Genomic DNA, 25186 nt, shown 5'->3' with positions numbered 1-25186 from the left:
AGGAGAGATCGAATCAAATGAGCTCAACCACAATAAAAATCATCGGTTTTGCCCTTCTAGCTGCCGTTCTAATCTTTGGTGGCTTTTTACTGTATATTACCATTACCGATTATAAGCCGAAGGAGACTACTCCACTAACGGCAAACCATAATCAGGAACAAATGATGAAGCAGGGAGAACCTTTTGCAATAACAACCTTTAATATTGGTTATGCTGGGCTGGATAAGGATCAGGATTTCTTTATGGATGGCGGGACCAAATCACGTTCAAGCAGCGAGGAACAATCGAGGACAAATCTTGAGGCAATAGCCTCTCTAATGACCACTTCAGGATCAGATTTATTTATGTTGCAGGAGGTAGATCTCGATTCTTCTCGTAGCAACCATATAGATGAGGTCTCCTTGTTATCGAATACCTTCTCTGATTACAGCAACGTATTCGCGACGAACTACAAGGTGCCTTGGGTACCGATTCCCGTTCTTGATCCGATGGGCTCAGTAAATAGCGGTTTATTAACCTTATCTAAATTCAGTAGCACAAGTAACGTTAGATATGATCTTCCGGGAAAAGAAAGCTGGCCTCGTCAACTGTTTGAACTTGACCGCGCCTTTTTGGAGAGCAGATTCCCCGTCGATAACGGGAAAGAACTGATCCTGATCAACCTTCATTTATCAGCCTTTGACCAAGGGGGAACGATTCGCAAGCAGCAATTAGAATATCTTTCTACTTATATTCAGAGAGAGAATGATAAAGGCAATTACCTCATCTTAGGCGGAGACTGGAATCATTCTTTACCGGGCACAACCCCTGAGGCCTTTGAGACTACACAAGCTTGGCCAGAATGGCTACAGCAGTTCCCTGAAGATTTCAAACCGGAGGGCTTTCAATGGGCTGTTGATGCTAAAGTGCCGTCCGTCCGGACACTTGATATAGCTTATTCAGAAGGTGTGAATTTCCGTGCTGTAATTGATGGCTTCCTAGTTTCACCGAATATCACAATAAGTGGCGTACAGGGCCATGACCTATCTTTTGAACACAGCGATCATAACCCTGTAACAGCTACTCTTATTCTAAGATAAGACCCAATCATGGATCATTGATGTTATTTAAAAATGACGAATTTCATGTTTTTCCCTTTTAGATACTGAATGATAGCAGGCAATGCCTCTACGGTAATCTTCTTTTCGTGAAAAAGATATACAGCACCGGACGGATCAGTATGATGAACAAATTGAATGACGTCTTCTGGGGTCTTGCGTCTCCAATCCTCGGAATCACGATTCCATAACAATACTTTCATCTGCTGTTCTGTCACTTTGGCTGCTAACTTATCATTAATCGCACCATATGGCGGCCGAAAAACAGTAATCGGCGATTGAATGATTTGCTCCAATGCCTGGTTAGCCTTCGCCAAATTATTCTGATTCTGGTTAGCCCCATTGTCGGTCATCTTGCTATGATCCCACGAATGACTTCCAATCGACATCTGATGTTCATTCGCATACTTAACCGCTTCCACATTATGAGCGACCTTATTCCCAACAAATAAAAAGGTGGCTGCCACCTCATGTTCTACTAGAATATCTACGATTTCTTTCGTATACTTCGACGGACCATCATCAAATGACAAGGCCACGTAACCCTTCGGCAGGCTATAGGTGTATTTATTCCCGGTTAATTTAATCTCCTCATACCGCTGTGTTTGTTCTTGAGGAGGCTCTGTAGGTTCTGGTGTAGGTTTAGAAGGTTCTGGCGTAGGCTCAGACTCCTCTTGCTGGCTAGGGGTCGTTTCTATTTTACCAATAGGAGGAATGAACGGTAGAGAGACTATTTTCTCGATCCCCTCAGCGCTGGCGCCTAGTGAGGGACCTTCCAATCCTTCTGCACGGTCCATAACATGACCACCCATTCGAAGAGACAACAATACAACTACTAAACAAGCGAACATGATACTCTGCAGCCTAAGTCTTCCAACCCGTTTTTTGCTCTTCTTTCTTAGCCCGCGTGCTGGAGGTATAGAGGGTGACGTAGTTTCAACAGTAATCTCTTCCTGTACATGGGGATCGTTCACTTGCTTTAATTGAAGAAGCTGAGACACATAATATTCAGAGCAGGCAAAATACATAGTTTCGCTGAAGGTTTGGTTCATAATAATCAGTGTGCTGTAATAACTATTACGAAATGGATCCCACTTCGGATACAATGACAATCTCATTCTTTCCCCGAAAAAGGGAGCCAGCGCGTTTAGTTGTTCATATGTAAATTCGTCTATGTTTAGCATGCGTCTGGCATACCCAATATCACGGGTTAAACCTACTTCAATCTGATAACCGGCCTGTTCATGCTCAAGCGACAGCAACTCAATCATTAGAACAGTGCTCGGTTCATTCATTGCCATGAATCTTATGTATCTCCGTTTTCGTCATTTCGTCCCGCCAGTGTGCTTCCATTCCCAAAAGGAACGGTCATACGATTTGTAAAATCGCTGATCATACCGGAGAGATATGCTTTTTCTTGGCGGATCGTATCGTATTTCTGTCTTAAATGCGCGTTCTCAGTTTCAATCCTTCCGAGCTTCTCTTCCAGATCATTCATCTTCTTGAGCTTCTCTGCATGAGCTTCGTTATGCTTTTGGATCAGATTTACATACTTTTGATGCTCCAGATCAATCGTACTCTTTAATTCTTCAATCTCTGCTGTGAGGGTAGTCTGAAGCTCCCGATAATCTTCCAGCACTTGATCGACTTTCAGATTCTTCTCAATCAATTTATGCTCAAGCTCTCGAACGTTCTTCTCTCTTTCCTCAATCACTTTATTGAGATTCTTCATGTCCCGGTTCAAACGTTCAACATGGCTGCTGGAATGAGTCAACCGATCCTGAAGTTCATTAATATTCGTCTCAGCATGCTGTCTGGCCTGAATGATCTGCTCCACGGAGAAGATCAAATCGAGTGATTTTTTATCAAGCGGCGCTTTCCCTGTAGTAACCACTCCTGCTAAAGTCTCGCCAGCAATCTGTTCCTCTACTTCCTCGCCCTGCTCTTCTGATAATTGCACCTTTTGAACCATACCCGGTTTGGACTGCTTATCCACTGAATCTTTCTTTTTAAAAAAGGGAGAAATCATTGATCTTATCACCTCAATTATAAAAAAATGTCAAAAAATGTCGAGTGCCCACGAGTCTATTATAGTTTACTTGTCTTGTCTGTAAGTGAGCCTTTATATCTAACTTTTTGAATTGGATCAAAAGACCTAAATTCTTGCCAATAACAAGAGAAAAGCACCCTTGCGGGTGCTCTGGTTTTAATTAAATTTATCGGGGAATTGTTTAACAATACCCTCGGTTAGTATATCTCCAAACATAATCATATGCTCGAGTCCTTTATCGAAAGCGACGATCTCGGCATCCCAATCCTTTTTAGCTCTAGCTGTCACATCATCTGTTATTAGCTCCAAATGTTCATGAAGCATCTCTTTCAATTGTTCATACGAATATTTGGGATTCTGTGCGCTAAGGAACTTAGCAATGTCGTCAGCGTTGTCATACCACTCTTTATTATATTTTTCTAAATCCGCCTGATTTCCTGCTAGTGCAGCAGCAACTACCTTTCCGGCAATAAGGATATGCTCCCGCAATAATTGAGCTAGCTTATCACCTACTGCCTCACCGTAATACGGCTTATAAACATTCCCTATCTCCTGCTGATTCTGTAGCAACCTTGCCAGTACCTTCTCTTTGTCCTCGGAATTCGCAAAAGCGCTAACTATGTAGTTTTTCGTCCATATCACATGGTCGCTCCATAGTTTCCTGAGATTATCCTTAAGCTCTATTACAGAGGGCGTAAAGCATTGCTTGTGTGAACTCTTTTTCTCTTTGGCTGCAGCATCGGCAGTTACAGGCATTGCACTAACAACAAGGAACATACACACAAAAACTAACTTCGCAATCAAAAACTTAGGCTTCAATATGACCTATCTCCTTTTAAGCATCTATTAACAATCTTGTATAGTGTGTACCGATGCTCTTATTTCATTCCTATCTTCTTTTACATAAAAAAAAGCACCGTCATTAGACGGCGCCTCTTCCTTAAACTTATCTGAACATCACTTTATCTATATTGTATTTAGACTTCAATTCATTAATGATATACGTTTCGTAGATCTCTCTATGAACGGGGCTCTCGATTAAACTTACATCAATTCTGGTGACCTCGTCCCGATGCAGCTTAATATCAGATACGGTATCTTCGAAATGTTTTTTGATTCTGGGTCTTAGCTTTCTCGCTTTACCTACAAACAACAACTCATCTTGGTCATTGTAGAACATAAAGATACCGCCGTAATCTCTAGGAATCAGATGGAAATCAGTGAATCCGTAGATATTGCTTAACTGCGGGTTGATTTGTTTAGTAATACTAACATCCACATTGGGCATAGTTATGTTGATCATTTTAGCTCACGTCCTCTTTCTATATAGGAGTAAATAGTATCATAAGTTAGCCTTTTATTCTATCTTTCACAATGAGCCTGGCTCTTTATTCTGCCTTGGACTGACGACTCATTAGAACTTGAACAGTCTCTGTTATCCCTTGCTCAAAAGGAGTAGCGGGAATTGGACCCACAACACGCTCGTATTTACCACCGCTTAGGACCATAGGCTCTTTGGTTAAATACAGCATTTCAACGATCTCTTTCATGACTGGAACGAATATACCGAGCAGCGATAGTCCAGTCTTTCCTAATGAGATAACGGGCTTCTTGGAGCCGCTTGCTGCTTGCGCTATTCTAACGATATCTCGTCCTGAGATTGTGCCTGCCCCGGGAATGTTCCAATTCTGACCATAAGCTTCATCTCTACTAGCGAGCTCAATAATCATGACAGCGGCATCCGGCAAATACACATACTCACGGGCAACGGTCATATTTCCGATGAACACTGCAGGTTTACCTGCAGCGATGAACTCCAGAGTCGATCCTAAATAGGAAGCCTCATTGGCAGTAGGCCCATAATAATCCGGTAAACGGACAATGAGCCGCTGTGCTTTACTCCAACGCTGGCTAAAAAACATTTGTTCAAACTCAAGTTTCACTTTACCTTTTTTTGTATGCGGATTCTTCGGATATTCCTCGTTGATCGGCTTGTCATTCTGTCTTCTTCCATAAGGATAAATGCCATCCACTGCGACAACCTTTATCCCCAGCTTATTAGCCGCCTCCATGACCGCCTCTCCCATAGGTAACAGTCGTGTGCTCATTTCATTATACGGAACAGATGCACTATGAAAAATAACATCCACATCCTGTGCAGCTGATAATACGTCCTTCGCATTAAATACGTCCCCTGCTATTAGCTTAAGAGCGGCGGGATTACCCAGCTTCGATGCAAGCTTCTCCAACTTTGGAATCGATCGCCCAAAGGCCACCGTTTCTATCCCTCTCTTTAATAATTCAGCGATAATTACCGTCCCTGTTCCCCCGGTTGCACCAAGCACAAGCGCTTTTGTTAACATAAATGATCCCTCCTATTATTGTTATTGATTAATCACTAACTAACGATCATAAATCTAAGAGCCTGAGCTCTTAGATGTTAGAATGATTTTCATCTCTACTACTCTTTCCGGTGTTTCGGCTTCAACTCTGGCATTCCAAGAGCCATAGAAATATTACAGAGCATACCATTGGCCATAAAGGTACTTACCTCTACTTCAGGCTGCTCGATCCCAGCGGCGACAAACTTCTCGTGCACAAGGTTGGTGATCTCAAGCATTCCTTTTTGCATCGTTTCACGGATGACTTCATCGCGAATCCCTAACCCCTGAACTTGCAAAATAATCTCATTCGGATGTGTCTCCATCAACAACTCGTATACTTTAATGCTTTCCTTTAACACTTGATCTGCTGTGCCCTCTACTCCTTGAAACGAACGAATAATCCGTTCAAAAGCCCGCTCTAAGGAAGCAACAAACAATTCTTCTTTATTCTTGAACACCTTAAACACATAGGGCTGAGAAATACCTACCTTTTCCGCAACCTGTGCTGTCGTAGCTCGGTAGTAGCCATTCTCGGCGAATACAACAACCGCTGCCTCCAAGATTTGTTCTCGGCGGTTTACGGAAACCGATTCATCCGCTTTCTTGCGACCGGAACTAGATTCTGTTGTCATCATAATCTCCTTACGCAACCTAATCCATTAGGTTATTGATCAATCACTTTCTTGATTAGAGTATATGCTCATCTCCTAAATAATGCAACTTAAAATCAACTATAATTTTTAACAACTTTCATCCGTACAGAAAATACAGTAAAAGTTATTTCCCTATTTCCACTGGAAATATTACTAAAAAATATGACGTTATTCAGAACCTTCTCGCCAAAGGGTTGTGATTTTCCTCATGAGGGTATTATAAATATTAAGGTAGTGTAGAGTTGTGTTAACTTCATGAAAAGAGCAATTAGCATCTAGGAGGATTTGATTCATGTCAGCAACAGACAGGCAAAAAATTGTAGATAGTGTCCCGCAAACCGGATTTTTCGGACATCCTAAGGGACTATTCACACTCTTCTTTACTGAATTTTGGGAACGTTTTTCCTATTATGGCATGAGAGCGATCCTTGTTTACTACATGTATTATGAAGTAAGCAAAGGCGGGCTCGGATTTCCAGAGGATATGGCCCTTTCGATTATGTCTATCTATGGATCACTCGTATATATGTCTGGAATTATAGGTGGATGGCTTGCGGATCGAATTTTCGGGACTTCGAAGGCAGTCTTTTACGGCGGCGTTCTAATTATGTTTGGGCATATTTTACTGGCGATACCGGGAAATGCCACGCTATTCTTTTCTTCGATGATTATGATCGTGCTTGGAACCGGACTTCTTAAGCCCAATGTATCAAGTATTGTAGGCGAAATCTACAGCGAACAAGATAACCGCCGCGACGCTGCTTTCAGCATTTTTTATATGGGTATTAATCTCGGCGGATTCATCTCTCCACTGATTGTAGGCGCTGTAGGTATGAATAATTTCCATCTCGGTTTCTCGATTGCCGCGGTGGGCATGTTTATTGGATTAGTTGTTTACGTAGTGACTCGCACCAAAAATCTAGGTCTGGCAGGTACGATTGTGCGCAACCCAATTCCAGCCGAACAAAAGAAAAAATTATTTACTTGGATTGGCATTGGACTAGTTGTGCTTGCTGTATTAGTTACGGTCGGCATTCTTACTGGAATACTCACCTTTGAGACATTCATTAAAATCGTAGGGGTGTTAGGGCTACTTATTCCTACAATGTACTTCATTGTGATGTACCGCAGTCCCAAAACAACAGCTGTAGAGCGATCACGGATTCTCGCGTACATCCCTTTATTTATTGCTTCGATTATGTTCTGGGCGATTCAGGAACAAACTTCAACAGTTCTAGCAAGCTTTGCTGATAAGCGTACCCAATTGGACTTTGCAGGCATACACATTTCTCCAGCTTGGTTCCAATCGCTTAACCCGCTATTTATTATCGCCCTTGCACCTGCATTTGCATGGCTTTGGTTAAAGCTCGGTAACCGCCAACCAACGATTCCACAAAAGTTCTCGCTTGGTTTATTGTTTGCCGGTCTGTCCTTCCTAGTAATTCTGGTACCGGCTTACTTCGGTGGAGCCAATTCACTGGTGAATCCATTATGGCTGGTTCTCAGCTACTTTATCGTCGTCATTGGGGAACTATGCTTGTCACCTGTTGGCTTATCAGCAACAACCAAACTGGCGCCAGCTGCTTTTACTGCTCAGATGATGAGTATGTGGTTCTTGTCCAATGCTGCTGCACAAGCTATTAATGCTCAAATTGTGAAATTCTATACCCCGGATACCGAAATGCTGTACTTCGGAGTTATCGGCGGAGTCGCCATTGTGCTCGCGTTAATTCTCTTCCTGTTCTCTTCTAAGATTCAAAATTTCATGAAGGGTATACGATAAATATATAAGGCTGCCGGGATATTCCCGGCAGCCTTTTTTTGAATCAATATTCTAAGCTAAGTCTACACCAGAAACATAGCAACAATCGTTGTAACTATCAGCCCAATCAGCACCGGTTTCACATTGCGTCTAGCGAGCTCAAATGGACTTACGCCGCAGATAGCGGCGGCTGGAATCAATGCCCATGGGATTAGCGTCCCCCCGCCAACCCAAATGGCAGATACCTGACCGAGTGCAGTTAAAGTAGCTGCATCGGAATGTGTGGCAACAGCGAACAATTTTCCGATGGACCCCGCAAGTGAGATTCCCGAGAACCCTGAACCATCAAGGCCCGTAATGGCCCCTGTTATGGTAGCGGTCACAGCACCTACAGCACCATTAAGAGGTACATTATGCGCCAGAGCAACCCCTAGATCATTAACAATTCCCTGAGAAGCAGCAGGTAAGACTTTGCCAAACAATTCAGCAAAGGCCGAATCTCCCAAATAGAAGAATGCCGCAATTGGAATCACTGGACCGAATACTTTAAAGCCAAATGTGAGTCCATCAATTAGATATGAGGTGACTTGCTCCAGTCCCTTATTACGATGTGCGAGCAATGTTACTACAACCAAGATAAATACAGCAGTCCCGCCAACTAAGGCCGTTGCGTCTCCACCCTGTAAATCCAGCAGAAACATACCTGCTACATCAGCTAGAAACAGGAGTGGGATAACGATCGCCAGCCATTTCTTCAGTGTGGGAGGAATCACCGCTTGACCCTCGACCGCGTCACTGTCTGCAGCTAGCGCATTCGCGGCATTTTTCCCGGAAATAAGTCCGTCTCGCCAAGTACCATTCTTCTGATCTCGTCGCATCATCCAATAGGCTGTTACCGTAGTGACTACACCCATCACTATAACAAGCGGAATACTCGCTTCCATAACACTGCTTACCGGAAGTCCTGCCGCATCTGCCGTCAATTTAGGTGCACCTTGAATAATATAATCACTCGACAGCGCAATCCCATGACCGAATAGATTCATCGCAATCGCTGCTCCAAGTGCAGGCAATCCTACGCGAATAGCAACGGGCAGCAGCACAACCCCTATCAGGGCCACTGCTGGCGAAGGCCAGAAGAACCATGATGTCACCATCATAATCAAGCCAATTCCCCAAAATGCCATAAACGGCGTACGTAAAAAGCGGGTAAGCGGAGCAACCATCGTCTCGTTTATTCCGGTACGTGTTAATACTCTGCTCATGGCTACAATGATCGAAATAATCATAATCGTACCCATTAGCTCTTTTGTTGCATATACAAAAGAGTTGAATACGCCTGTGACTGAACCACTAACCGTTTCTGTCGCGAGCCAGCCTAATACAAAGATACCTGCAATACAGATCATCGTTGTATCCCGCCGCTTAATCAGAAGTGCCATAATGAACACGATGAATGCCAAATATACATAATGGAGCGCTGTTAATTGGATGCCCATCTCTGAACCACACCCTTCTCCTGCTTACAAGTGCTATATGTTATGCAGGGTTGTAGGCTAATGTTCGGTAGAAATGGGCGTTTAAATATTTTTATGATTTAAATAGAAAGAGACGCTTTTGCTAATGTATCCATCACCTCGTCGCTAATAAATGGTGCGATAGACACAAGGGCTTTTATCCCTTCTTGTTCAAAAGCTCTTCTAGCGCACTCATCTAGTACCTCGTCACTTAAAAAAGGAGCAATAGATAATAATGCGTTAATGCCTTCTCGTTCAAAGGTACTTCTTGCACACTCATCCAGCATCTCATCGCTTATAAACGGAGCAATAGACAACAGCGCATGAATTCCTTCTCGCTCAAAGGCAACTTTTGCGCACTCATCTAGTACTTCTTCGCTTATAAATGGAGCGATGGATAGCAGATCTTGTATCGATACTGGATCCTTCACATATTCAAATACCTCGTTCACATGTTCCGTAAGAAGAACGGGCGCAACTTCGGAAATTTCGGCTACTGAAAGCTCATTTTGAGTTAAAAATTGTTCTGTGGTATTTTCGAGTACATTTACTACTATCTGTGTCGATTTGCTCTTTTCAAGGATTGCATCAATGCTCACATTAAAAATTTCGGCCAGCTGGGGAAGCTTAGAAACATCCGGCATAGTCTCTCCTCGTTCCCAATTACTAACCGCCTGATAACTAATGCCTAGTTGATCGGCAAGCCCCATCTGAGTCATCCCTGTCTGCTTTCTTAAATCAGCGATGTTCTTGCCTACCTTTAACATATCGAACAGTGAAATCTCCTCCTCATTTATGATGGTTTCAGTGTATCTATTACTATTAATTTTGTATATCAAGCGTTACTTGAGTGCTTATCGAGACGCCTAGAACGCAAAAAGCCGCCCCACGCATAGATAACATCTACGCATGAGACGGCTTTCTTAGTGTTTCCTATTTAGAAATTTATTATTTAGCCACGACTCCGCCATCAACTGGCAGCTCAACACCCGTAATATAAGAAGCTTCGTCAGAAGCTAGGAACAATACAGCTTCAGCTACTTCAGAAGCACGTCCAACGCGTGGCAATGCAGTCTGGGACATAAAGAAGCTATGCATTCTTTCATCATTTACAAATTCAGCACTCATTGGAGTTTCGATAAATCCTGGGTGAACAGAGTTCACGCGAATGTTATCTTTACCAAAGTCTACAGCTGCTGCTTTACTCAGCATACGAACGGCACCTTTAGAAGCTGTATAAGCGCCGGCACCGCTGCTGCCAGTCAAACCTGCGATGGAGGAGATATTGACGATGGAACCACCTTTATTGTTCTTCATTTGAGGAACAACATGTTTCATCCCAAGGAATACGCTGCTTACATTAATGTTCATTACTTTGTTCCATTGATCAACAGTGGATTCAAGCAATTGAACTGGGAACGAGATCCCTGCGTTATTCACCAGGATGTCGATTTTTCCAAATTTGCTAATCACATCTTCTACAACTTTGATCCAGTCTTCTTCGGAAGCTACATTATGCGCATAAGCTGCGGCTTTTCCACCATTGGCTTCGATTTCTTTTACAACTGCTTGTACAGCAGCTTCGTTAATATCAGTTGCTACAACTGTAGCACCTTCTTTGGACAATAAAAGGGCTTCTTCACGACCCATGCCGCTGCCTGCACCTGTAATAATTGCTACTTTATTAGTTAGACGATTCATAATTAAGTCTCCTCTATAATCGTATTGTGATATAATAATTCGAGTGATGATAGTCACACTATCACTGTGATATTAATCATATCATTTTTACGAAATAACTACAACCTCTCCTTGCTTAATCCAATAAACGGTGGATATAATACTAATAATTAAAGAACCTAATTATAAAATGGAAGGGTCTATCCCTCATGAATCCTAAAGCACGCTATGAAAAAGAACGATCTGACGGTAAACAGCAGCGATTATATACGATTCTTGAATCCGCAGAACGAATATTTTCGCAAAAAGGAATTGAAAAGTCGACGATGCAGGATGTCGCAAGCGAAGCAAATATAGGGATTGCGACGCTGTTTCGATATTTTCCCAGAAAAGAAAAGCTCATCGTGGCGGTGGCCACCCGAATGCTAGAGCCAATGCTCGATTACTTTAAGCATGTAGCTGACTTGCCACTTACCTGTCTCGAAAAGATCGAGATGTTATTTGATTTCTTTATTCAGGATCAAAATCATTTAAGCATTATTTTTATGGTCAATTTTGAAAGCTACGCCTCTCACTTAAATGAGCCTGTTGAGGACGTTCTGGATTTCAATGCATTAAACCGCAAGATTTGGCATGAGTACTCCAGGATCATTCAAAATGGGGTAGAAGACGGTTCTATTCGCGCCGATCTCCCTGTGAAAGAGACCTTAATCACGCTGATGAACAGCTTTGCTCTCTTTTCCAGAAAGCTAACGATGAAAGAAAACATCCTCCTGCTAGAATCGGATTTAGACTCCGACAAGCAGCTTGAGCTTCTTAAACAAATCTTTCTAGAGCATTTAAAAGCCTAAAAAGCGCCAGTTTCCTTATGAGGGGAACTTGGCGCTTTTTTGATCATAAATTGGATTGCTAGTGAAAAGGACAGGTTGCCACAGGTGATCGCTGATAAAGGAAACGAGGGCTGTAATCATATTCTTTCAGTTTACTGTCATGCCAAATCGGTGTAGATGACGGAGACATAGGGGGGATCAGCCATGACCAGCGTCCCGAAACCTGACGTCCATGTCCCTGCTCCTGCTCTTGAAATCTCACAAATTGATCGGCTGCTGTATGGTGATCAACGATACTGACCCCAGCTTGCTTAAAGGAATGCAGTACTGCACGATTCAACTCAAGAAGCACCCGATCCTTCCAAAGCGTTGTGTTACTGGAGCGGTCAAGTCCCATCAGATCAGCTACAGCCGGCAAAGTGTTATATCGTCCAGTATCCCCTAAGTTACGTGAGCCAATTTCGGTCTCCATGTACCAGCCGTTAAAAGGAGCCGCGGGGTATACAATCCCGCCAATTTCCAACTGCATGTCCGAAATGATCGGCACAGAATACCAGCGAAGTTGAAGCTCTGCAAAACGTTCAATTTCGGGATGTGTTAACGGCACCTCTTGAATGAGGTGCTGGGGAATTGGAAATACGTGGGGATTGCCATTACCAATACTGATTACTAGCGGCAACACATCATAATTGCCCCTTGTTCCCTGCCAGCCTAGTTGTTGGCACACTTTCGTAAATTCATCCGATGCCGGATCGCCAGCGCGTTCATGTTCAGCATCACCAGGGTATCCAGCGTAACGAATCAATTGATGGTTCCAAATCCGGATTCTCCGCTCAGGATCTTCCCCGCTGCGGAAGACCGTAATGAGTGGACGGATACGTCCTCCATTATTCGCCTTTTCCATATGTCGTAGCAGAGCTTCAGCAACATCCTCCTCAGTCTCTGCCTGACGTTCATCCATCAGCTCAATGGACTGCCAAAAAAGACGACCAATGCAGCGGCTATTGTGACGCCAAGCCATTCTTGCCCCATGCGCCAGCTCTTCCGTTGTATGTGTGTAACTCCCTGATTGATTGATTTCTTCTCGTACGGCTTGGATGCGATGATCCATCTCAGCTTCAGTCTTATCTAGCTCAGCATAACATTGCCGAATGAAAGCTTCTGCCTGCCGGGTTAATTCTTCGATGTGCATGCCATTCATATCCCTTATCCTCCATCTAAGCCATGCTAGAACTCTCATTCCAGTATACCACCCACACTCCTAAGCTACATCCTTAGGGAAGTAGCACATGAGAACAACCCGTGAAGCTTAGTCGCTTCACGGGTTGTAGCAGGAACATCTAGCGTTCTGAACGTTTCCCTTGCATCTTCAATGCAGCAAGCCTGCTCTTATCCTCGGCCAGCAGTTCTTCAGCCAACTCCACACCTTGGGGGCCTAATGAGGCCTGAGCTTGTTCTACCGCCTGTTCGGTATGCGCCAAACGGTTCTCAGCCTGTGCCAAAGTCTGTTCTGTTGGATGACTAAGCGCCTGAGAGACAGAGAAATGAAGCTTGCCTAAAGCATTTTTGGCTTGAGTTACATTGTCGTTCGCTTGCAGACTGGAATCGGGTTGTTTCATAAATGAAATTCGCTCCCTTCTGAAATGCGCCTGTTCTCTTCTAGCATGGTTTAGGATAAGTAACTTTATGCATACACCCTACTGGATGATGGATTGCATGAAAGTAGTCATTTCTTTGCTGGCCTTATTCAAGCGCTCAATTACCCCGCTGAATTCAGTGACCAATTCTGCTTGTGCGTGTGAAGAAGCAGAGATCGCTTCAATTTCTTGCTCCATTTGCTTAATGGACTTTTGAACATCACTCAGTGATTTTTCAATATTATGGGTTGCTTCTTTAGTGTTAACGGACAGTTTGCGCACTTCAGTAGCAACCACCCCAAAACCTGCCCCTTGCTCTCCTACACGCGCGGCTTCGATTGCCGCATTCAGCCCAAGCAGGTTCGTCTGCTCAGAAATCTCACGAATGAAGCCGGCAACCTTATTCACTTCTTGTGATTCCGTTACGGCTCTACGCGTATTATCTAATATTTGCTGCGAAGTAGCTGATAATTCCTGAGATTGGGCAGCTACGCTCTGCACCATCTCCATTAGATGACTACTTATCTCATTAATCTCATCTGTGAATCCTTCAAGCTTATTCTCGTTCTCTAGTGTATAGGCAATGGCAAAAACCCCGATTACATCATCATCCGTTCCGTAGATAGGTACACATGTTGAGATTACAGGAGCTCCATAAATTTCTGCTGGGATTCGGTTAGAGCTTGCTATACCTTTCAGTCCATTTGAAAGCGACAGATCTTCAGGAGGGATAGGGTTACCCTTAACCAATCCGAGATCAATAACTTTACTTGGTGCGTAATAATGGAAGATCTCCCTGTCCGTGATTCCAATCATAATATCCTGCGAGTGAATCTTTTTGAAATAAGGTGCTGCGAGGACTAAGGCATCGATAATACTCATCTCTTCATCTCCCATATAAAAAATGTATATGTAGTTTTATCGTCACAATGGGTTATTAAATGAATATTGTCATAGTAGAGTAACAATCCCCACGTATGATTTGTTTATGAATACTATTAGCAGACGCCAATTTCTGAAGAAAAGTGCTCAAGTGTCGCTCGGGCTGCTTGGAACCGCAAGTGCATCCGGCATTTATTCACACTGGGTTGAGCCCTACTGGCTTGAAGTTAAACATATAGATATAAAGCTTCCTCTACTCCCTCCAGCATTCGATAGATTTCGTATCGTTCATTTCAGTGATTTACACTTAGGCGTGTATACGAAGTCCGAAGCCTTAACAGAGTTAGTACAGCAAATTCAATATGTAAGTCCAGATCTGATCTGCTTCACAGGGGATCTACTAGATCATTCTGTCGATTATATTTCTGAGGCTGTGGACATCTGTTCACAGTTGCGGGCACCCTTTGGACAATATGCTGTGTTAGGTAACCACGATGCTTTTGGCACTAGGAAAGCTGTGACGAAAGGGTTAACGCAATCTGGATTCCACGTACTTCATAATGAACATATTGTCTTAAAAAAAGATGCGGAGGCGCTTTATCTAGCTGGAGTGGATGATCCGTGGGTCGGCAAAGCAGATATTCATCAGGCGCTACGCCATATCCCTGATAAGGTATGTACTCTACTCCTTGCCCACGAGCCTGATTTTGCCGATGAATACAGTGATCTTCCCATAGATCTGCAATTGTCCGGCCATAGTCACGGAGGACAGGTGCGTCTCCCATTTGTAGGTGCCTTGTATACCCCGCCTCATGGCAGTAAATATTCAAGCGGATTATACCAGCTCCCAGATAGTCGACTCCAGGTCTACACCACACGCGGAATTGGAGTGACTCGTATGCCTATACGTTTTAATTGTCGTCCCGAGCTTACCGTAATTACTTTAAAGTCCTCATGATTGTGTCAAAAATTAATAAATGGTTAAAAAGTATATACCTTTTGCACGTCTATGCAACAACACTGTAACCGTGTTTGTAATCAAATCTATTTGGGGCCTAGGTATAATTGTAGGAGTGATAGATAACATCAAAAATCATAATGAACTACATAAGCCCATCATTGGAGAGGAGAAATTAAATCATGAACAAAACTGTGAAATGGACGTCTGCTGTATTAGCAGCTGGAGTATTACTTGGAGGTACTGGACTCATCGGAGGGAATTCTGTTCTAGCTGCAACCACTGGTACAAAAACAGTCACACAAGCCGTTCAGCAGCCTTCTGTGGTGCTTAAATATAAAGGCCAAGTCTTAACGCAGCAAGGAAAAATCGTAGACGGAAATACGATGATCCCTTTAACTGTATTGCGTGATGCCTTCGGCCTTGCTATTCAATACAATTCAACCACAAAGACTTACAGTGTAAGTAGTGACTCGGTGAAGCTTAACATGGAGGTCTCTGACTATGGCGTCAGTACCGATTTGAACGGATATTACATTTATAGCATGACCGGAAATCATGAAGTGAAGATGATCAACGACCGCTTATATGTTCCTTTCAAACTGTTAAATGATTATTTAGGTGTTCAAGGCGTATATAATCCAGCCCAGAAATCGCTTGAACTTAGCAAAAAGGTGATGAATGACATCAAGATCACCTCTGTTACCTTAGACAAGAGCAATAAGAATGCTAGTATTAAAGTACAATATCCAAAGATCAGCGGTCTGGCGGATGAAGTACAAAACACGATTAATGCTTCCTTCAAAAAAGAGGCTGAACTGTTCGCATCAGAAAGCGAAAAAGAGGCTAGCCGCAGAGATGGTACAATAGAGAATAAATATGACTACTCTCAAACTTATGTTGTCACCTTTAACCGTGAAGGCGTACTTAGTATTGTAGTCGATCAATATGGTTACAGCGGTGGAGCACACGGCGGTACCATGCGCGAGGGACACACCTTCTCGCTGAAGGATGGTAAGAAGATAGAGCTTAAAGACCTGCTAAAGGCAGAACCAAACTACAAACAAAAACTAGATAAAATGTTGAAGGAAAGCACCAAGGATATTGCTTTTCCGGAGTCAACTGGTGGACTCACAGATAAACCAGCCTTCTACGTCAGTGAAAGTGGCTTAGCTATCTTCTATCAACAATATGAAATCGCACCTTATGCAGCTGGAATTCCTACCTACACCTTTAATTTCAGCTCAATACTGCCTAAAGGCACCGATCCATTTGCTTCTTTCAAATAAACACTAACGCAAAACAAAAAGCGCTTCAGCCAATCGGCTAAGGCGCTTTTTGTTATCTATATTATTCTTCTAAACTGCCGGCAGGTCCAAAAAATTCAAAATGAATTCTGTCATCAGGTACCCGCCATTCCTTGAGCGCCTTATATATGACCTTCATAAATGGGGTCGACCCACAGAAATAGAATTCAGAGTTCACATCTGCTATTTCTTGAAGCCAAGAAAGATCAATATAACCAGATCTATTGTACTTGTCGCCTTCTCCTGGAGATTCATAACATACATAGGACCGAAGAGAAGAATGAGATTGTGCTAAATCTGCCACCCTATCTTTCATAGCATGCAAACTTCCATTGATGGCTGCATGAATATAAGTTACCTCGCGTTCTGGCTGTGCAGCAATTATTGTCTCCAGCATACTTACCATTGGGGTTAAGCCCACACCCCCACTGATTAGAACCACCGGAGTGTCACTACGCTGATCCAGTACGAAATCGCCCGCTGGAGAGCCCACTTCTAATATAGAGCCCACTTGGACGAAATCATGCAGATAAGTGGATACGACGCCCGCAGGTCTATCTATCCCTTCACCTTCCCGTTTAACAGTGATACGGTAATACGCCTGTCCCGGAGCACTGGACAAACTGTAGTGGCGAATATGGGAATATTCTTCCCCCTCGGGCTGAATACGAACCGTGATGTACTGACCCGGGAAATAAGAAGAGATCGCCCCTCCATCCTCAGGAGACAGGTAAAAGGAAGTAATAAGCTCACTTTCACTAACCTTCCGAGTGACCACAAAGTTTCTGAATCCACTCCAGCCCCCCGGAGCTTCCGCAGCTTCACGATACTTTTCTGCTTCCACACCAATGAAAGCATCTGCGATTACACCATAGGCTTTGGCCCATGCATCTATAATTTCCGGTGTTGCCGCATCGCCAAGTACTTGTCCAATCGCAGCTAACAACGTCTCACCCACGATCGGATAATGCTCAGGTAATACACCCAGTGCTCGATGCTTCTCTGCAATCTGTTTTACCACCGGTAAGATATTCCCTAGTTGATCAATATTCATAGCCGCTGCTAGGACTGCGTTAGCAAGCGCTGTCTGCTGTCTGCCTTGCCGCTGATTGGCATGATTAAATATATTTAATAGCTCTGGATGGTTTTCAAATAACATGCCATAGAACGTCGTAGTAATGGTTGTTCCATGAACCTGTAATACAGGAACTGTTGATTTTATAATAGCAATCGTTTGTTGATCTAACATATGAATACCCTCTCTCCTGCAATTAGATAATGCCTCTATAAAAAGCATATAGAAGCTGCAAATGAGCGAGTGTGCGCTGAATCACTTTAAAATTTAATAAAATGTGAACAAACAGAAAATGCAATGATATCCATCACATTCGAATGCCCAATCCAAAAAAAAGCCGCCCAAGCAGCTCAGGTAGCTACCGGACAGCACTTTCACTCTTATTTTGCCAGCTCCACAAAGCCTTCTCCGAACACATCTCTTACATCGTGAATGGCGATAAAAGCCTCTTTATCAATCGATCTTACGATTTTCTTAAGCATGGTTACTTCCTGTTTGCTAATGACAATATAGAGCAGCTCTTTGGGTTCTTTAGTATAATACCCTCGGCCATAAATGACTGTGACCCCTCTATCCATGATTCCATTAACTTGTTCAGCAATTTTGTCCTGCTCCTTGGATACAATCGTAACAGCCTTCTTAGGATTCACTCCCTCAATAATGAAGTCCATCACCTTAGTCGCTACATAGAGCATCACAATCGTAAACATTAGACTTTGAACACCAATGATGAAATACGAAGCAAATACCACAACTAAATCGACTAGGAGAAGAGCGTAGCTAACGTTCCAATCCAAAAATTTATGCAGGATTCTGGCGATAATGGTTGACCCTGCGGTCGTTCCACCCACACGTATGATCATTCCGATACCCACACCAGACAAGATGCCTCCAAATATTGCATTGATGATCAACTCATCGCTGGCGATATGCCAATTCTTCGTAAGAATCAGGAATAACGAGTTAAAAAACACCGCAATAATCGTGTATACTGTCGTCGTTTTGTCCAGAAATTTATAACCCACAATCAATAATAAAGCATTAAGAATTAAGCTAACAATACCTGGTGACCACTGATACAAATAGTATGTAATCATAGTCAGTCCCGTTACCCCGCCTTCACCGAACTCGTTCGGAATCACAAACAAGTTAACGGCCAAGGAAAACAGCAATGCTCCTACAATGATGGAAACAATATCCGAAATACGCTTTTTCATACCATGCCCCTTCTATCCTCTGTCTATATCTACCATCCACAAATACTAACACCGCTTCGATATAGTTGTAAACAATCCAGAAGAAACCAGCATTCTATATATGGCGTAACCGACTACCCCACCGCAAGTGTTTAAGATCAGATCATCCACGTCAAAGGTGCCGATATACAATACTAATTGTGTAACTTCAAAGCTCAGACTCAGCGCAAAAGAGAGCATGAAGACCTTTTGAAATAACCTTACTTTTTGCGACAACAGCATTGGAACAAAGACTCCAAACGGAATAAACGCCAGAAGATTGCCCACTAAATTAAGTGATGAAAAAGGATCTGAAAGTGACAGATGTTCTATCCCCCGCGAGATCTCTTTAAAGGGTACATAGTTGCCCTGTCGCTTAAAAATTCTGTCGGGATGCTCGAGCATACGCCCTGCCTGTTCCCAAAGTGATTGCAAGCTAAAAGGTGCGCCTTTAAATACGATAATTCGGATCAAAAAATACATATAGACAATAAATACGGCTGCCAGCAATAATGTCATAGTAGACTCGCTCTTAGGCTTCGTACTCATCAAAATGTAGTGACAATTACGCCATCCATATTATCGCCCGACGTTTTATATTGCCCTTCCTTTGGAATCTTAATACTTGTATATCCTGATACTGGATAATAGTTCACCGTATATGTTTTGCCGTCTACAACCGTTGAAATTTCACTATTTTCCTTCAAAAGATCTAAATATTGTTCCAGCACGATCCCCTTCTCCTGAATGATCGCACTGTGCGGCAAGCCGACATAACGGAAGTGCCAAGGTTCATATTTAATCCCCGTAATCTCCGTTTTGTCTTTCGGATAGCGTAGAATAAAGCCGTATTTCCACGCATTCTTTTCCAGCCATTTACCTTCAGGTGCTTTGCTCATTTCCGATTGAGACGATCCGATGTCCAGCGATAATCCTAAATTATGTTCGCTATATTGCGCTGGAAGAGCATAGTCTGAACCTTTTTCCTCATACAATTGCTCTTGCTCCTCAAAGTCCCTGTACCCACTGCTAATTAAAAAATGATTCACGCCATCCTTCTCAGCGGCCTTGATCATCTTATTGAATTCATGTGCCACACTTTCAGACAACCGAATCGAGGTATCTAGTAATCCATAGCCCTGAACCAGATCCTTCTGATCAAATAAGGTCACAATATCAGACTTCACACTGTCCTCATGTACCGGATATTGTTTGTTCACCAGCAATAAATCCCCTTGATATACCTGATCTTGCGTAACCACCTTTAAACTATCGCTATCTCTAATCGATCCCTTCTGGATCTTATCATTCTTATCAGCTAAATTACCCGTATCCGGTAAATAACGAGCGGCTGCGTAACCAAGAAATAACACAACGATCACCAAAAAAACCCACTTTTTCATCCGTAATGTCCTCCATTTCCTTAAGACGTTTATGCTTGATAGGAATAGAATAACGAAGACACTTTAAAGAAAAGCAGGACAATTATAAAGTTTTTCTTAAAATGTATAAGAACTCAGCGGCCTTACCCAGTAAAGGTATATCCTACACCCCAGATTGTCTTAATAAATTTGTTCTTATTGATGTCTTCACCGAGCTTTTTGCGCAAGGTACGGATATGCACCATGACCGTGTTGCCACTCTCATAATAAGCTTCTCCCCATACCTGCTGGAAGATACTCTCCGCGCTAAACACCTGCTTAGGATGGCTCGCCAATAAATGCAGAATATCAAACTCTTTCGGAGTTAGGTCTATTACCTCGCCGTAAAGAGTGACGGTATGTTCATCTGGTGAAATCGTCAACCCACCAACTTCAAGGACCGACTTAAGAACAGCTGCGGGCTGACTGAATTGTATAGAGCGCCGAAGTTGAGAATTAACGCGAGCGACTAACTCCATTGGATTGAACGGTTTGGTCATATAATCATCTGCGCCCATGACAAGTCCCGTGATCTTGTCCAGATCAGAAGTCTTCGCGCTTAAAAAAATAATCGGCAGATGATGCTGCTCCCGAATGTGACGGGTTACCTCATAGCCATCCAGCCCTGGCATCATAATATCCAGAATCGCCAAATCTATCGTTTGGGACTCAATAGCTTGCACCGCTGCCCGCCCATCGGATACTTTAATGATATGATACCCTTCTTTTTGCAAATGCAAAGCCACCAGATCCGCAATCTCCGCCTCATCATCCGCAATTAAAATCGTAATGCGCTTCATCTATATTTCACCCCTGTAGGTTTGTGCTATATGATCTACATCCATTATACCCCAAACTTAAAAACCACTCCTAGGATGAAGTGGTTTTGCTGAAATCTATGATGAATAAATAGAACTGTTGTAATATTATTTACCGTCTTTATGTCTTTAAATAATCTTTTTGATGAAGAAAGGTCTAGTTAGAGTTCAGTACTACTGGCTTGCCGATACAGCTCACGGCTCTTATAACCAGCCTGTAGAATCATCTTCATTTCCTCTTTACGCTTAGCTCTTGTTGCCTCTTGTTTGGCACTATAGACATATCGAGCCCAGTCTTTGCGGTATCCCGGGGTAAGCGATTCATAGATCGCAAGCAAATCCGACGTATCTTTCAGATCTTGCTCCACGTTTGGAATGAAAGAAATATAGTCATCCACAGATTGACTAGGGGTATTGGAAAGCTGACCTTTCCCCTTAGCGTCCTCTTTCAACCCCACAACTGTAAAGACATCATCCAAACCTACCATGCGTGCAAATTTAATATTGCTTGTCCCGATGTAGCCCTTCTCATCACTGCCCAGACCCTCTAGTAAGTCGTCACGATGAATATAGGTCGGATACACTTTGTTTCCCTTTTTAGGATACGCCACAAAGAGATAGCCATTCTTATGAAGATGCTGTTGCTCAATCACACGGTTCACTAGTTCCTGTAACGACGCCATGTCTAGTACAAAGGCAAATATAAGATCATACGCCCCATTTAGCGAAGTATCATAATCCGTCAATTCCGCTAAATAATCGGAGCCTTCTGGTTTACTCAATATCGCTACTTGGTTGTATTTTTGCAAGTTCAGCTTTTCTACGATGGTTTTAGTCACTATGCTTCATCCCCCAAATGTATTCGGATGCTTCTTCATCGTGATCATTATAGCCTAATCGCTACCCAATCTAAAACATTCTACGGGCCGTCACAAAACGCTTCTTCCACTTCTCACTCAGGGCTTCATAATGGACGCCTTGCTCCTTAGAATACGTATGCAATATCTGATTATTTCCCGCATACATGGCAACATGACCAATGTCGAGACCACGTGCACTAAAGAACAGTAGGTCTCCTTTACGCAGTTCGTTGATCCCAACTTCCTTCCCTTCTTTGGCTTGATTATAAGAGGCGCGTGGCAGATCCACCGACAACACGTTCTCAAATAAATGCCCTACGAAAGAAGAACAGTCAAAGGTAGACGTCTGGTTCGTTGCAGCACCGAATTCATAAGGGGTTCCCAGATACTTTTCTCCGTAAGCAAGCAACGCACTTCCCTGCTTCTCAGCGAGCGACTCACTAGTATAATCGCTATATTTCGGTTTAGCAGATATGTACCCCGTCTTGTTGTCTTGCGTTCGCACTTCTAACCACAAAGCATCCACTTCTCTAACGATATGGACTTTATCGCCTACGGACAACATTTGCTGGATACCTGATTGATCCGATGAATTCGGCGAACTGCGCAGGTTAACCCCATAACGAATCGTTGTATCGTAATTCAGCGCTGAATAGATGCGGACGGTCCGAGTGTTAGCCTCCCACTTCACGGTGCTGCCTAGAGCCTCGCTGACAAAACGCAGCGGCATCATCGTATTACCACCGACAACCTGACCCGGAACGGTTAAGCTTAAGGCTTGTCCATTTTTGTTCGCGGTTAAATCTCCTATTTGATAAGTCAGCACCAGCGTTCCCTTAGTGGCCTTCACTGTTTTGGTATCGTTGTTCCATGAAATCTTTGCTCCCTGTTCTTCAAACAGCTTGCGCATGGGAATAAGCGTTGTACCGTTTATGAGCAAGGGCTGAACCTCTAATACAAGCTGCCGATCATCCAGAAAAACGCCTGTAACCTGATTCTGAGGCATCACCGCCGCATGGGCTGGAGCTGTATAGAGTATAGATGTAAGTAGTACAAGTAGTGTGGCTTTCTTATGAATCCTCATGATGTCGTCACCTCGTTGATTAATATGTTCAATTATTATTACTAAAAAAAGGGTAATTAGTTCTGTTACAATTATTGGGGTTGCTGTCTAGCTACAGGTCAAACCATATAAAAAAGAGGACTGCGGTCACCCTTCGGTGCCACAGCCCTCTTTTTAATCCACTTCAAAAATAGAATCGATAATGATCGGAAGATTATCCCTTACAGAAACAGCGCCCAATACCGAACGAGCATGACTGCCCTTGTCCCCGAATACCTCCAGCATTAAATCCGAACAGCCATTGAGCACTTTATGATGCTCTTCGAATAAGGGATCTGCATTCACAAATCCTTGAATTTTGACCACTCTCTTCACTTTATCCAAGGAGCCTAAAGCAGACTCAAGGACGGCAAGGATCTCTATACCAGTCTGACGTGAAAAATGATAGCCTTCTTCGGTGGTGAAGTCTTGTCCCAGCTTGCCTTTGGGATGCCCGGCAGGTCCTTTTCCCGATACAAAACATAATCCATTAACAATAACGTAGTTAGCATATTTTGCCGCTGGTTCACTAGCACTAGGTAGGACAATACCTAATTCCTCAAGTCTATCCGCTATGATTCGATCCGCCACTTCAGTTCCCTCCCCCAATCAGTACAACCTCAATAAATTGGTAAGATTATACTGATTAATCCAGAAAGGGTCAATCCTATTTTGCTTCGACCTCTGCTTCCCATCTCGATATCTCAGCTCGAACAATTGGCGCTACTTCAGTACCCAATAGCTCAATGGCTCTCATTACATCCTTATGAGGCATCGTACCTAGCGGTACATGCAGCATAAAGCGTGTAATTCCTACGTGTTTGCGTAGGTGAATAATCTTCTCAGCAACAGTGTCTGGATCTCCTACATACAAGGCACCTTCAAATCTACGTGCCGCATCAAAGCTCGCACGACTATAATGACCCCAGCCACGCTCACGACCAATCACATTCATGCTAGCCTGCGTAGAGGGGAAGAACATATCGGCCGCAAGCTGATTATCCTCTGCAATAAAGCCGTGCGAATGTGAGGCAACCGGAAGCTTCGACACATCATGTCCTGCTTGGGCCGCCGCTTTCTTATAGAGCTTCACCAGTGGAGCAAATTGCAACGGACTTCCGCCAATAATCGCGAGCACAAGTGGTAGCCCGAGCAGGCCAGCACGAATCACAGATTCCGTATTGCCTCCACTGCCAATCCATACGGGCAAAGGATTCTGAACGGGGCGCGGATAAATCCCCAGATTATTAATGGCTGGTCGGTGATTTCCACTCCAGGTTACTTTTTCGGATGCCGTTATTTTTAACAACAGGTCCAGCTTCTCATCGAATAACTCATCGTAGTCATTTAAATCGTATCCAAAGAGCGGGAAAGATTCGATAAAAGAACCCCGCCCTGCCATGATTTCTGCCCGTCCATTTGAGATTCCATCAAGTGTTGCAAAATCCTGAAATACACGTACTGGATCAGCAGAGGACAGCACGGTTACCGCACTGGTCAGCCGAATTCGTGTCGTCTGTGAGGCAGCCGCAGCCAGCAAAACTGCTGGAGAAGATGCGGCATAATCCTTTCGATGATGCTCACCCACACCGAATATATCTAAGCCCACCTTATCTGCAAGAACAATCTCCTCTACTACCTCGCGCAATCGCTGTGCATGACTTATTAACTCCCCCGATTGAACATCCGGCGTTGTTTCTACGAACGTACTGATACCTATTTCCACTTACGATTCCCCCTTAACTATAATTTTCTCTTCGAGTTGTTTGTTTGATTATAACACAAGTTACGTTCAAGCAGAGCTAGGTATTAATGCCTAGCTTCAGCTTGTCCAAAAACTCATTCTTAAAATTTGCAGAACATCACTGACAAATAGAGGATTTTGATGAAATATGTTGAAATGATCTAAAACAAGTAG

Annotated in this window: 26 protein-coding genes; 5 read left to right on the top strand and 21 right to left on the bottom strand. The window is 43.3% G+C overall.

Going from position 1 to position 25186, the window contains the following annotated elements:
- The first annotated feature begins 17 nt into the window (after window positions 1-17).
- Window positions 18-1079, top strand: coding sequence for an endonuclease/exonuclease/phosphatase family protein (locus ACFWMP_RS21700; RefSeq protein ID WP_379424684.1), 1062 nt, complete (start codon window positions 18-20; stop codon window positions 1077-1079).
- A 23-nt stretch (window positions 1080-1102) separates the two neighbouring features.
- Here the strand turns inward: ACFWMP_RS21700 and ACFWMP_RS21695 are convergent, their stop codons facing one another.
- From ACFWMP_RS21695 to ACFWMP_RS21670, 6 genes are all read right to left on the bottom strand, one after another.
- Window positions 1103-2398 (bottom strand): polysaccharide deacetylase family protein, encoded by a 1296-nt coding sequence (locus ACFWMP_RS21695; protein WP_379424683.1) that lies wholly within the window; start codon window positions 2396-2398, stop codon window positions 1103-1105.
- 5 nt (window positions 2399-2403) lie between these two features.
- Complete coding sequence (locus ACFWMP_RS21690) at window positions 2404-3126, bottom strand: hypothetical protein (RefSeq protein WP_042192810.1); 723 nt, start codon at window positions 3124-3126, stop codon at window positions 2404-2406.
- A gap of 177 nt (window positions 3127-3303) precedes the next feature.
- On the bottom strand, window positions 3304-3966 hold the full coding sequence (locus ACFWMP_RS21685; protein WP_379424682.1) for a glycosyltransferase: 663 nt from the start codon (window positions 3964-3966) through the stop codon (window positions 3304-3306).
- 127 nt (window positions 3967-4093) lie between these two features.
- A complete protein-coding gene (locus ACFWMP_RS21680) occupies window positions 4094-4450 on the bottom strand; it encodes a nucleotide excision repair endonuclease (RefSeq protein ID WP_379424681.1) in 357 nt (118 codons plus the stop codon).
- An 85-nt stretch (window positions 4451-4535) separates the two neighbouring features.
- Window positions 4536-5510 carry an NAD-dependent epimerase/dehydratase family protein gene (locus tag ACFWMP_RS21675; RefSeq protein ID WP_379424680.1) on the bottom strand — a complete coding sequence of 325 codons (975 nt, stop codon included), beginning with the start codon at window positions 5508-5510 and terminating at the stop codon, window positions 4536-4538.
- A gap of 98 nt (window positions 5511-5608) precedes the next feature.
- Entirely contained in the window at window positions 5609-6166 is a 558-nt protein-coding gene (locus ACFWMP_RS21670; protein WP_331281405.1) for a TetR/AcrR family transcriptional regulator, read from the bottom strand.
- A 310-nt stretch (window positions 6167-6476) separates the two neighbouring features.
- Here ACFWMP_RS21670 and ACFWMP_RS21665 point away from each other — a divergent pair, with 310 nt between their 5' ends.
- Window positions 6477-7967 (top strand): peptide MFS transporter, encoded by a 1491-nt coding sequence (locus tag ACFWMP_RS21665; RefSeq protein ID WP_042192820.1) that lies wholly within the window; start codon window positions 6477-6479, stop codon window positions 7965-7967.
- A gap of 62 nt (window positions 7968-8029) precedes the next feature.
- On the opposite strand, the gene ACFWMP_RS21660 is transcribed toward ACFWMP_RS21665, so the two are convergent.
- The 3 genes from ACFWMP_RS21660 to ACFWMP_RS21650 all read right to left on the bottom strand — a co-directional run bounded on the left by ACFWMP_RS21660 (window position 8030) and on the right by ACFWMP_RS21650 (window position 11164).
- Window positions 8030-9445, bottom strand: a complete 1416-nt coding sequence (locus ACFWMP_RS21660) for a hypothetical protein (RefSeq protein ID WP_379424679.1) — start codon at window positions 9443-9445, stop codon at window positions 8030-8032.
- A gap of 98 nt (window positions 9446-9543) precedes the next feature.
- A complete protein-coding gene (locus ACFWMP_RS21655; protein ID WP_379424678.1) occupies window positions 9544-10230 on the bottom strand; it encodes a helix-turn-helix domain-containing protein in 687 nt (228 codons plus the stop codon).
- A gap of 181 nt (window positions 10231-10411) precedes the next feature.
- Window positions 10412-11164 carry an SDR family NAD(P)-dependent oxidoreductase gene (locus tag ACFWMP_RS21650; protein ID WP_042192824.1) on the bottom strand — a complete coding sequence of 251 codons (753 nt, stop codon included), beginning with the start codon at window positions 11162-11164 and terminating at the stop codon, window positions 10412-10414.
- A 188-nt stretch (window positions 11165-11352) separates the two neighbouring features.
- Here ACFWMP_RS21650 and ACFWMP_RS21645 point away from each other — a divergent pair, with 188 nt between their 5' ends.
- Window positions 11353-11994 carry a TetR/AcrR family transcriptional regulator gene (locus ACFWMP_RS21645; protein WP_081382675.1) on the top strand — a complete coding sequence of 214 codons (642 nt, stop codon included), beginning with the start codon at window positions 11353-11355 and terminating at the stop codon, window positions 11992-11994.
- A 58-nt stretch (window positions 11995-12052) separates the two neighbouring features.
- On the opposite strand, the gene ACFWMP_RS21640 is transcribed toward ACFWMP_RS21645, so the two are convergent.
- The 3 genes from ACFWMP_RS21640 to ACFWMP_RS31505 form a co-directional block, all read right to left on the bottom strand.
- Window positions 12053-13165 (bottom strand): nitric oxide synthase oxygenase, encoded by a 1113-nt coding sequence (locus tag ACFWMP_RS21640; RefSeq protein ID WP_379424816.1) that lies wholly within the window; start codon window positions 13163-13165, stop codon window positions 12053-12055.
- A gap of 148 nt (window positions 13166-13313) precedes the next feature.
- A complete protein-coding gene (locus tag ACFWMP_RS21635; RefSeq protein WP_379424677.1) occupies window positions 13314-13592 on the bottom strand; it encodes a hypothetical protein in 279 nt (92 codons plus the stop codon).
- A gap of 78 nt (window positions 13593-13670) precedes the next feature.
- Window positions 13671-14114, bottom strand: a complete 444-nt coding sequence (locus ACFWMP_RS31505) for a methyl-accepting chemotaxis protein (protein WP_256716191.1) — start codon at window positions 14112-14114, stop codon at window positions 13671-13673.
- Between the two features lie 484 nt (window positions 14115-14598).
- On the opposite strand from ACFWMP_RS31505, the gene ACFWMP_RS21625 reads away from it, so the two are divergent.
- Window positions 14599-15450 carry a metallophosphoesterase gene (locus tag ACFWMP_RS21625; RefSeq protein WP_339243973.1) on the top strand — a complete coding sequence of 284 codons (852 nt, stop codon included), beginning with the start codon at window positions 14599-14601 and terminating at the stop codon, window positions 15448-15450.
- 182 nt (window positions 15451-15632) lie between these two features.
- Window positions 15633-16739, top strand: a complete 1107-nt coding sequence (locus tag ACFWMP_RS21620; RefSeq protein WP_339243974.1) for a PdaC/SigV domain-containing protein — start codon at window positions 15633-15635, stop codon at window positions 16737-16739.
- A gap of 61 nt (window positions 16740-16800) precedes the next feature.
- Here ACFWMP_RS21620 and hmpA read toward each other — a convergent pair whose 3' ends face one another.
- From hmpA to ACFWMP_RS21575, 9 genes are all read right to left on the bottom strand, one after another.
- On the bottom strand, window positions 16801-18006 hold the full coding sequence (gene hmpA / locus ACFWMP_RS21615; RefSeq protein ID WP_379424676.1) for an NO-inducible flavohemoprotein: 1206 nt from the start codon (window positions 18004-18006) through the stop codon (window positions 16801-16803).
- 206 nt (window positions 18007-18212) lie between these two features.
- Entirely contained in the window at window positions 18213-19049 is an 837-nt protein-coding gene (locus tag ACFWMP_RS21610; RefSeq protein ID WP_042192837.1) for a YitT family protein, read from the bottom strand.
- Window positions 19050-19094: 45 nt separating this feature from the next.
- Window positions 19095-19616, bottom strand: coding sequence for a VanZ family protein (locus ACFWMP_RS21605; RefSeq protein WP_042192839.1), 522 nt, complete (start codon window positions 19614-19616; stop codon window positions 19095-19097).
- Window positions 19616-20470, bottom strand: coding sequence for a D-Ala-D-Ala carboxypeptidase VanY (locus ACFWMP_RS21600; RefSeq protein WP_042192841.1), 855 nt, complete (start codon window positions 20468-20470; stop codon window positions 19616-19618). The genes ACFWMP_RS21605 and ACFWMP_RS21600 overlap by 1 nt, the downstream gene beginning before the upstream one ends.
- Window positions 20471-20592: 122 nt before the next feature.
- Window positions 20593-21288 (bottom strand): response regulator transcription factor, encoded by a 696-nt coding sequence (locus tag ACFWMP_RS21595; protein WP_042192843.1) that lies wholly within the window; start codon window positions 21286-21288, stop codon window positions 20593-20595.
- A gap of 179 nt (window positions 21289-21467) precedes the next feature.
- A complete protein-coding gene (locus ACFWMP_RS21590) occupies window positions 21468-22148 on the bottom strand; it encodes a YdeI/OmpD-associated family protein (RefSeq protein WP_379424815.1) in 681 nt (226 codons plus the stop codon).
- A 67-nt stretch (window positions 22149-22215) separates the two neighbouring features.
- Window positions 22216-23250: a C40 family peptidase gene (locus tag ACFWMP_RS21585; protein ID WP_379424675.1), complete on the bottom strand. Its 1035-nt coding sequence runs from the start codon at window positions 23248-23250 to the stop codon at window positions 22216-22218.
- Window positions 23251-23403: 153 nt separating this feature from the next.
- Window positions 23404-23859, bottom strand: a complete 456-nt coding sequence (locus ACFWMP_RS21580) for a RidA family protein (RefSeq protein WP_256716184.1) — start codon at window positions 23857-23859, stop codon at window positions 23404-23406.
- Window positions 23860-23935: 76 nt separating this feature from the next.
- Window positions 23936-24994 (bottom strand): LLM class flavin-dependent oxidoreductase, encoded by a 1059-nt coding sequence (locus ACFWMP_RS21575; RefSeq protein ID WP_042192850.1) that lies wholly within the window; start codon window positions 24992-24994, stop codon window positions 23936-23938.
- Window positions 24995-25186 lie beyond the last annotated feature (192 nt).

The organism is Paenibacillus sp. NPDC058367, assembly GCF_042723305.1.
In the GTDB taxonomy this organism is placed as follows: Bacteria; Bacillota; Bacilli; order Paenibacillales; family Paenibacillaceae; genus Paenibacillus_AQ.
Note: the sequence above shows the minus strand (reverse complement) of the source record. Positions and strands in the feature narration are given on the sequence as shown.